Here is a 7499-nt window from a genome sequence, read left to right on the forward strand (position 1 = left end):
CCACGAACAGCGTTCTTTGGCAGGGGAGTTGACACCATTCAGCCACGACGCTCATCCCGCGGTGACCGCTGTGCTCCTCGCCGCGACCGGCCGGGAGTCTCCTACTGCTCCGGCGGCAGGGCGTCGTGCAGCTGGCCGCGCGAGGTGATGCCGAGTTTGGGGAAGATGCGGTAGAGATGCGAGCCGACCGTGCGATGCGACAGGTACAGCTGCTGGCCGATGTCGCGGTTGGACAGCCCCTTGGCGGCCAGCCTGGCGATCTGCCATTCCTGCGGCGACAGGCGGGACGCCCCGCGTACCGACGCGACCCTGTCCTTCACTCCCGAGCTCCGTAGTTCGCGGGCGGCACGCTCGGCCCACGCGTCGGCCCCCAGCACCGTGAAGACACTGTGGGCTGCCCGCAACGGGGCCCGCGACTCGGTGACTCGGCGGCGGCGCCGCAACCAGGTACCGAAGGCCAGGTCCAGCCTGGCCCGATACCACGGTAACGCCGCCCGGCTCAGTGCGAACGCCCTGGCGAAAGCGGCTTCGGCATCCAGGTCGTTCGCCAGCAGCGCCTCGGCGAACCGCACGGCCCGCACCGCGCCCCCTCCCGGCGAGCGGCCCAGCGCAGGGCTGAGCCGGTCCAGGATCTCCCGTGCCTCGGCCTGGTGGCCGCCGCCGACGGCCGCCTCGGCCAGGTAGTCCAGCCCCCAGAACTGCAGGACCGGGTGGTGGGCGTGGTCCGTCTCATCCGTCGTCCGGCGCAGTTCGAGGAAGGCGTCGGAGTAGTTCTCCCGGCCGAGCTCGGTGAAGCCCTTGGACAGCTGGACGCTGTTCAGCATGGCCTGGTTGCCGGCTGTGACCGCGACCCGCTCCACCGGGGCCAGCAGTTCCCGCGCACGCGCGGCCTGACCGCGCAGGCCCGCCAAGTGGGCCGACGCGAGTGCCGCGCTGTCCTCCCAGATCGGCTGTCTGGTCTCGGCGGCCAGCCGGCTGACCTCGTCGACAGTGGTCTCGGTCAAGTCCCAGCGTCCCAGGTAGAACGCCGAGAACGTCTGGGTCGCCAGCATCGCCGTCAATAACCCCAGCCGGCCCTGAGCACGCAGCCTGTCGACGGCGGGCCGGCAGAATAGGAGACACCGCTCGAACTCCCCGGAGACGAAGGCCGCGCGGGCGAGGAGCATCTGGGTCCCCGGGTCGGAGAGGTCGCCCTCCGATGCCCACCAGGCCAGCTCCTCGACCACCGTGCCGTGCCGCTCCAGGCCGCCCGCAGCCGCCCAGGCGCAGAGCAGCCGCGGATCACGGTCGGAATGCCGGAGCCGGCCGCCGGCGGCCAGCCGATCGGTCAGGGCCAGCAGGTCGGCGCGGATCTGCCGGCCGGGTTCGACCCACCAGCAGCGGGTCGCCGTCCCCGACAGCAGGTCGGCGGCGATCTCGGGCTCCCCGTTGTCCAGCGCCTGTCTGGCCGACGCGGCCAATTGCCGCACGATCTCGGAGTCGCTGGTGACCCCGTCGACGAACGCTCCCTGTAACCAGGCAAGTGTGCCTCGGTCGGCCGGGTCCAGCATGGCCGCCTGGATCCGCTCCATGTAGCGGTGCACGGTCCGGGGACGGCCGAGCTGGAAGGCGACCTCGGCGGCCCGCAGCAGCCGGTGGCCCCTGCCCGTCTCGGTCTGCGACAGGTCGGCGGAACGTTCCAGCCAGGTCGCGGCCGACGAGGGGGCGCCGCGCTGCAGGGCCCGGTCGGCCGCCTGGTCCAGCAGGCGGGCCAGGTCCTCGTCCGGTCCGTCGGAGGCGGCCGCGAGGTGCCAGGCGTACCGGTCGGGGAAGCCGGTGAGTACCTGCGCCAGCGATTGGTGAGCGCGCCGTCGTTCCGTCTCGGATGCCGTCTGCAACACGGCGGAGCGCACCAGCGGGTGGCGGAAGGTCACCGTCGTGCCGTCGGTTGCGGCCAGGTGCAGGCGCACGGCCTGCTCGGCGTCGCGGGCCTCAACGTCGGAGCCGGTGAGGTTCGCCGCGGCGGCCACGGCCTCGGCCAGCAGCTCACCATCGTTCACGGCGGCCAACAGCAGGAGCAGTCGGGGCCGTTCGTCCAGCTCGGCCAGGCGGGCCGCGAAGGCGGTCTCCAGGCGGGCGGTCAGCGGCAGCGCGCCGCCCTGTATCCCCTGAGACCGCAGAGCGACCGGTAGTTCCAGCAGGGCCAGCGGGTTACCCGCCGCCTCGTCCAGCACCTTGTCCTCCAGGTCGGGCGGGAGGTCGACACGTCTCCGCAGCAGGGTCCGCGATGCGTCCGGACCGAGGGCGTCCAGGCCCTGGCCGGTCACCGCCCGGTGCGGCCGACTCGCGGCCAGGAGGACGAGCGGCTCGGAGTCCAGGCGTCTGGCCACGAACTCGATGACGTCGCGGCTGGCGGCGTCCAGCCAGTGAAGATCGTCCACGAGGAGCAGGAGCGGTCGCTGCTCGGCCGCCTCGGCGAGCAACTCCAGCGCGGCCAGCGCCACCAGGAACAACTCGACCGGGGCCTGTGAGAGGCCGAAGACTCCGCGCAGCGCCTCCTGGTGGACCGGCTCCAGTCGGTCCAGGCAGGCCCGGACGGGATAGAGCAGGCTGTGCAGTCCGGCGAAGGACAGGTGCCGCTCGGACTCCGCGCCCCGAGCCGACAGCACGGCCAGTCCCCGCGCCCTGGCCTCGTCGGCCGCCGCCGCCAACAGCGCCGTCTTACCGATGCCTGGTTCCCCGACGAAGACACGGGAGCGGCCCCGGGCCGCGATGGCGTCGAGGAAACCGACGATCGTGGCGAGCTCCGTCTCACGCCCCACCAGGACCGTTCCCTCGTCCACGCCCTGCCCCTCACCGTAGGCGACGCTCACCCGGCCGTGGCGGAACGGCCGGAAGCGAGCCTAACCGATCAAGGTAGCACTGCCTCGTGTCTCCCCGCCCCCGGTCGCATTGCGGTGCGGACGGCCTCGACAGCGGACTGCGGGGGTGCCGGATCAGCCCGGCGCGCGAAGGCTCAACCGCGCTCAGAACGGGGCCAGGCGGGAGGCGAGTTGGGCCCGGGAGGTGATGTCGAGCTTGGGAAAGATCCGGTAGAGGTGCCAACCGACGGTACGGGGCGACAGGTAGAGGCGTTCGCCGATCTCCCGGTTGGACAAACCCTCGGTTGCCAGGCGGGCGATCTGCAACTCGTGCGGAGACAGCACCGCGTGCGCCGCCGGGGCCACCGACAGGGCCCGCTCCCCCGCGGCCCGCAGCTCGGCCCTCGCCTGCTCGGCCCATGCGGTGGCGCCGATCAGCTCCAGAGTTGCCCGGGCGGAACGCAACAGCGTGCGCGACTCGGCCACCCGGCGACGGCGGCGCAACCACGTCCCGTAGGCCAGCTCCAGCTTGGACCGGACCAGCGGCCAGCGTGACAGGTCCTCCGCGAGCGCGGTCCGGAACAGATGCTCGGCATCCTGCTCTTCCGCCAGTACGGCACGGGCGTAGAGCAGATGGGTGTGCAGGAGCGGGGACGGCGTGAGCGACGCGATCCTCTCCAGGTCCGCGAGCACCCCTCGGGCCCGCTCCTCGTGACCGGAGTGCACGGCGGCCTCGGCGAACAGCAACACCCCGTCGAAGCTCGCACGCTGGTGGTAGTTCGGGGAGTCGGGGTCGAAGAGACTGCACAGCTCGTCATAGGCCATGGCATGCCGTCCGGTGGCCACGAACGCCGCCCCCTTGGCCAACTGGACGCAGGCCAGCAGGTGGACGAGGCGGCCACGGTGGGCGGTGGTCGCGACGGAGGCGGCCAGCCCCAGCGCTTCGTCCACCTCACCGCGCAGTCCGCGGATGACCGCCTCCAGCACCAGTGCCCCGTTGCTCCAGATCGCGCGCGCGGACTCTCCGGCCGTACGGTGTGCCTCCTCGGAGACCGTCGCGGCCCGCTCCCAGTCTCCCGTACACAGCAGATGACCGATCTGAAGGATCAGCGTGTGCGACAACAGCCCGAGCCGCCCCTGTTCACGGAGCTTCAGTTCGGCCCGGCCGAGCAGGCCCACTGCGCGGACGGGGTCCCCGATCGCGTGGGCGGCCATACCGAGCATCCGTAACCCCTCGACGTCGGCGTAGGCCGCCGAGGCCGTGCCGGACAACCAGTCGTGCACGACGCGTCCGCGAAGTACCGGTTCCGCCACGGCGAGGATCGCGAGACGGCGCGGGTCGTTCTCGGTCCCTTCCAACGACTCCACTGCCGAGACCACCACGGCCCTGGCGTCCGGGCCGGCATCGGCCCACCAGCACCGCAGGGCCGCGCTCAACAGCAACCTCAACGCCAGTTGGACGTCGCCCTCGTCCGCCGATTCCCGCGCGGTCTCGCACAGCTGCGGCACCCGGAGCGCGTCGTCGGGCCCCCCGTTGTCGGAGAGCTCCCTGAGCCACTCCAGCCGGGCTCGATCGAGCGTGGTCAGGCCGGACCGCTCGGCGGCGCGCAGCAGCCGTTCGACCTGATCGGCCCTGCCGAGGCCGAACGCGTGCTCGCAGGCCAGCAGGAGCCGACGACCGCGTTTGGCGTGGTCGCTGGTCAGCTGCGCGGACCGTTCCAACTCCCAGGCCGCCATGGCCGTACCACCGCGGCGCAGCGAGATCGCGCGATTGGCCACCAGCTCGTCGGCTATGTCGTCGTCGGGGCCGATGATGGACTGCGCCAGGTGCCAGGTCCGGCGGTAGGGCTCGTCCGCCAGCACTTCGGCCAGCGCCGCGTTCGCCGACAGCCGCCGGGTCAACGTCTCCGACATCTGCACAGCCGAACGCACCAGCGGATGGTGGAACAGCAGGCGTAAGCCCTCCAGCCGCAGCAGCCGGGCCGCCACCGCCGCATCCAGCGCCTCCACCGTGAGCGTCCGTCCGGCCAGCACCGACGCCGCCGCCAGGATCTCCGACAGGTCATCGGCGTGGTCGACGGCCGCGACCAGCAACACGTCCCTGCTGTCGGCCGGCAGCTCTGCGGCCCGGCCGGCGAAGGCACGCTCCAGGCGCGCGGTGAGCGGCAGAAAGCCCGGTGTCGCCTGCTGTGCCGCCTCCCGCTGGTCCCGCCACGCGACCGGCAGCTCGACCAGCGCGAGCGGGTTGCCCCTGGCCTCCCTCAGGATCCGTTCCCGCACGGGCAGGCTCAGATCGCCGGCCTCCTGGGCCAGCACGTGCCGGGCGGTGGAGTCGTCCAATCCGGCCAGGTCGAGGTCGGCCGCCCCGAGCGAGGCGAACGGGCCGGCATGCCCTTTGTGCAGCGCCGCGACCACCAGGATCGGGTCCCTGCTCACCCGCCGGGCCACGAACGCCAGCGCCTCCTGCGTCGGGGCGTCCAGCCACTGCGCGTCGTCGAGGGCCAGGAGCAGCGGGGCGTCCTCGGCGGCCTCCGCCAACAGGTTCAGGACGGCGAACGCGACCATGGAGACCTCGGGTACCGGGCCGTCCACCACACCGAAGGCCGACTGCAACGCGGTACGTTGGGGAGCGGGCAGCCGCCCGACGCCGGCCATCACCGGCCGCAGCAGCTGGTGCAGTCCGGCGAAGGGCACCCTGGCCTCCGCCTCGACCCCGGTGGTCTCCAGGGCGACCGCTCCGGACTCTTCCGCGGCCGCCACGGCGGCTCGCAGGAGGGTGGTCTTGCCGATGCCGGGCTCACCGAGAACGGTCACCACACCGCCCGTACCGGGAAGCCGTCCGATCATCTCCCGGAGCATGCGCAGTTCGTCGTCGCGTCCGTGGAGTTGCGTCGTCACCACTGATCCACCCACTGAGTCTTCCGTCTCGTAGCGTGCCCGGGAGGGAGAGCCGGCACCGGCACCACCGCCCTCCAGCCGGAGGAAGGGCGCGTCCTGTGAGTCACGGCCCGCGCGGAACCCGACGGCGGCAGGAAGCCCCGCTCCGGGGCGAACTCCGTACCACCCGTGCAGCGGCACCTCCAGCTGCACGGTGGCCGGTCGACCCCGGCCCTGCTCCACGACGGTCCGCGCGCCGGGCAGTTGTCCGGCCTCCCTCCCGGCCCGTATGGCCCTCCGAGGAGCTTCCTTCTCCCCTGTCCGTCATCCGGACCCTAGTGACGGGAGTGCACGGTGAGCCTGAGTCGAACGACTGAACTGAACGGCGACGGCCGTGGTCGTCCGAGCGGGCGCCCACGCACGACAACCGGCCGCTGCCGGATGTCCTGGCGCCGCGGCGGTCACCTCCGCGCCAGTTCCAGGATCAGCGCGGCGATGTCCTGCGGAGCCTCCTCCGCCATGAAGTGGCCGGCCCGGGGGGTGAAGTGCTGCAGGTCGGTGGTCCACGGCCGCCAGATCGCGGCGGCGTTGAACCCGAGCTGCCGGCCCCAGTCCTGCTGGACGACCGTCACCGGCATGGTGAGCCGGTTGCCGATGTCGAGGTCGGCCCGGTCGTGTCCGATGTCGACGGTCGCGGTGGCGCGGTAGTCGGCGACGATCGAGGCGATGGCGTCCCGGCATGCGCGCAGGTACTCGGCGCGTACGTCTGCCGGGGTCGCTCCGGGGCGCGTGGACCAGACGTCGAGGAAGTGTCCGAAGACGCGTCGGGGCTGCCCGCGATCAGCTGGTGGACGGCCCTGAAGAGCAGGCTCTGACCTGGCATTGAGCGCCCGCCCTGGACCTACTGGATGCTCCTGGAAGGGGGTTACAACCTGTGCCATGCGGTTCCACGACCGACGGTCCGTCGTGCAGAGGTACCTGTCGGCGACAACGCGCATTGCCAGCCGACTCGGCACGCGTGCTAAGGCTGAGCCAGAAGCAGGTGAAGACCCACTGGCGGATCGTCGTCACGTCGCCCGCCGGGTTCAAGAGCCTGGCGCAGAGCGCTCCCAAGCCCCTTTTGTGCGCAACACGCCAGCCTCTACCGCTCCAGCCGCAGAGACGAGAGGTACCGCGACGGCACCGATACGGGCACCGTCCTCAGCACTGGCATACTGCGGATGGCCGCCTTCCCCAACGGCGCCGAGAGCCCTTCCCGGCTTTCGGTGATTGACGCCAAGATCCGAACCACGCACGGACCAACTCCCGCCCGACGGTCGCCTCGGCCGCCATCACAGCAGGCGAGCACCGCTCTGAGCGCTGTACCACCAGCAGACGAAGAACCTCCTGGTCGGATGGTCCGCTTGCTGGTGCGGACATTCCATGCCGAAGCGGCATTCGTCCCTAGTGACCACTGCGCCCTCGCTTCTGACGCCGATCACCGAGCGTGCACGTGGCAAGGGTGGCTCCCGGACCTCAATTCCGGCCGTGGTCGGGGAGCTTCCTGGGGAGAACCTGGGGAGAATCACAGCGGCTGGGGAGCACGTGGGGAGAATCAGCCGCATAAGACAGCGTGAGACCGAAAGACAGCGAAAGGACCATTCGCGCAGGTCAGCGACCTACGTAGCGCCAACACCGCAGTTCAAGGGCGGTGCCTGGGCAACTCCGTCGTGAAGTTCACCGGGTCCGCACAAGGACGCAAGGCACTGGTGGCCGAGGTCATCGTGGGCGAGCTGGCCCGAC

The 7499-nt window shown here is 71.5% G+C and carries 3 protein-coding genes; all 3 read right to left on the reverse strand.

What is annotated here, in order from left to right:
- Positions 1-101: 101 nt before the first annotated feature.
- The 3 genes from ACJ6WD_RS36765 to ACJ6WD_RS36775 all read right to left on the reverse strand — a co-directional run bounded on the left by ACJ6WD_RS36765 (position 102) and on the right by ACJ6WD_RS36775 (position 6658).
- A complete protein-coding gene (locus tag ACJ6WD_RS36765; protein WP_407617408.1) occupies positions 102-2822 on the reverse strand; it encodes an AAA family ATPase in 2721 nt (906 codons plus the stop codon).
- A 183-nt stretch (positions 2823-3005) separates the two neighbouring features.
- Entirely contained in the window at positions 3006-5738 is a 2733-nt protein-coding gene (locus tag ACJ6WD_RS36770; RefSeq protein ID WP_407617409.1) for an AAA family ATPase, read from the reverse strand.
- A gap of 440 nt (positions 5739-6178) precedes the next feature.
- The gene (locus ACJ6WD_RS36775; RefSeq protein ID WP_407617410.1) at positions 6179-6658 is read right to left on the reverse strand and encodes an alpha/beta fold hydrolase; all 480 of its coding nucleotides are present in this window, start codon (positions 6656-6658) and stop codon (positions 6179-6181) included.
- Positions 6659-7499 lie beyond the last annotated feature (841 nt).

The organism is Streptomyces sp. VTCC 41912 (assembly GCF_045799175.1).
GTDB classification, from domain to species: Bacteria; Actinomycetota; Actinomycetes; order Streptomycetales; family Streptomycetaceae; genus Streptomyces; species Streptomyces albulus_C.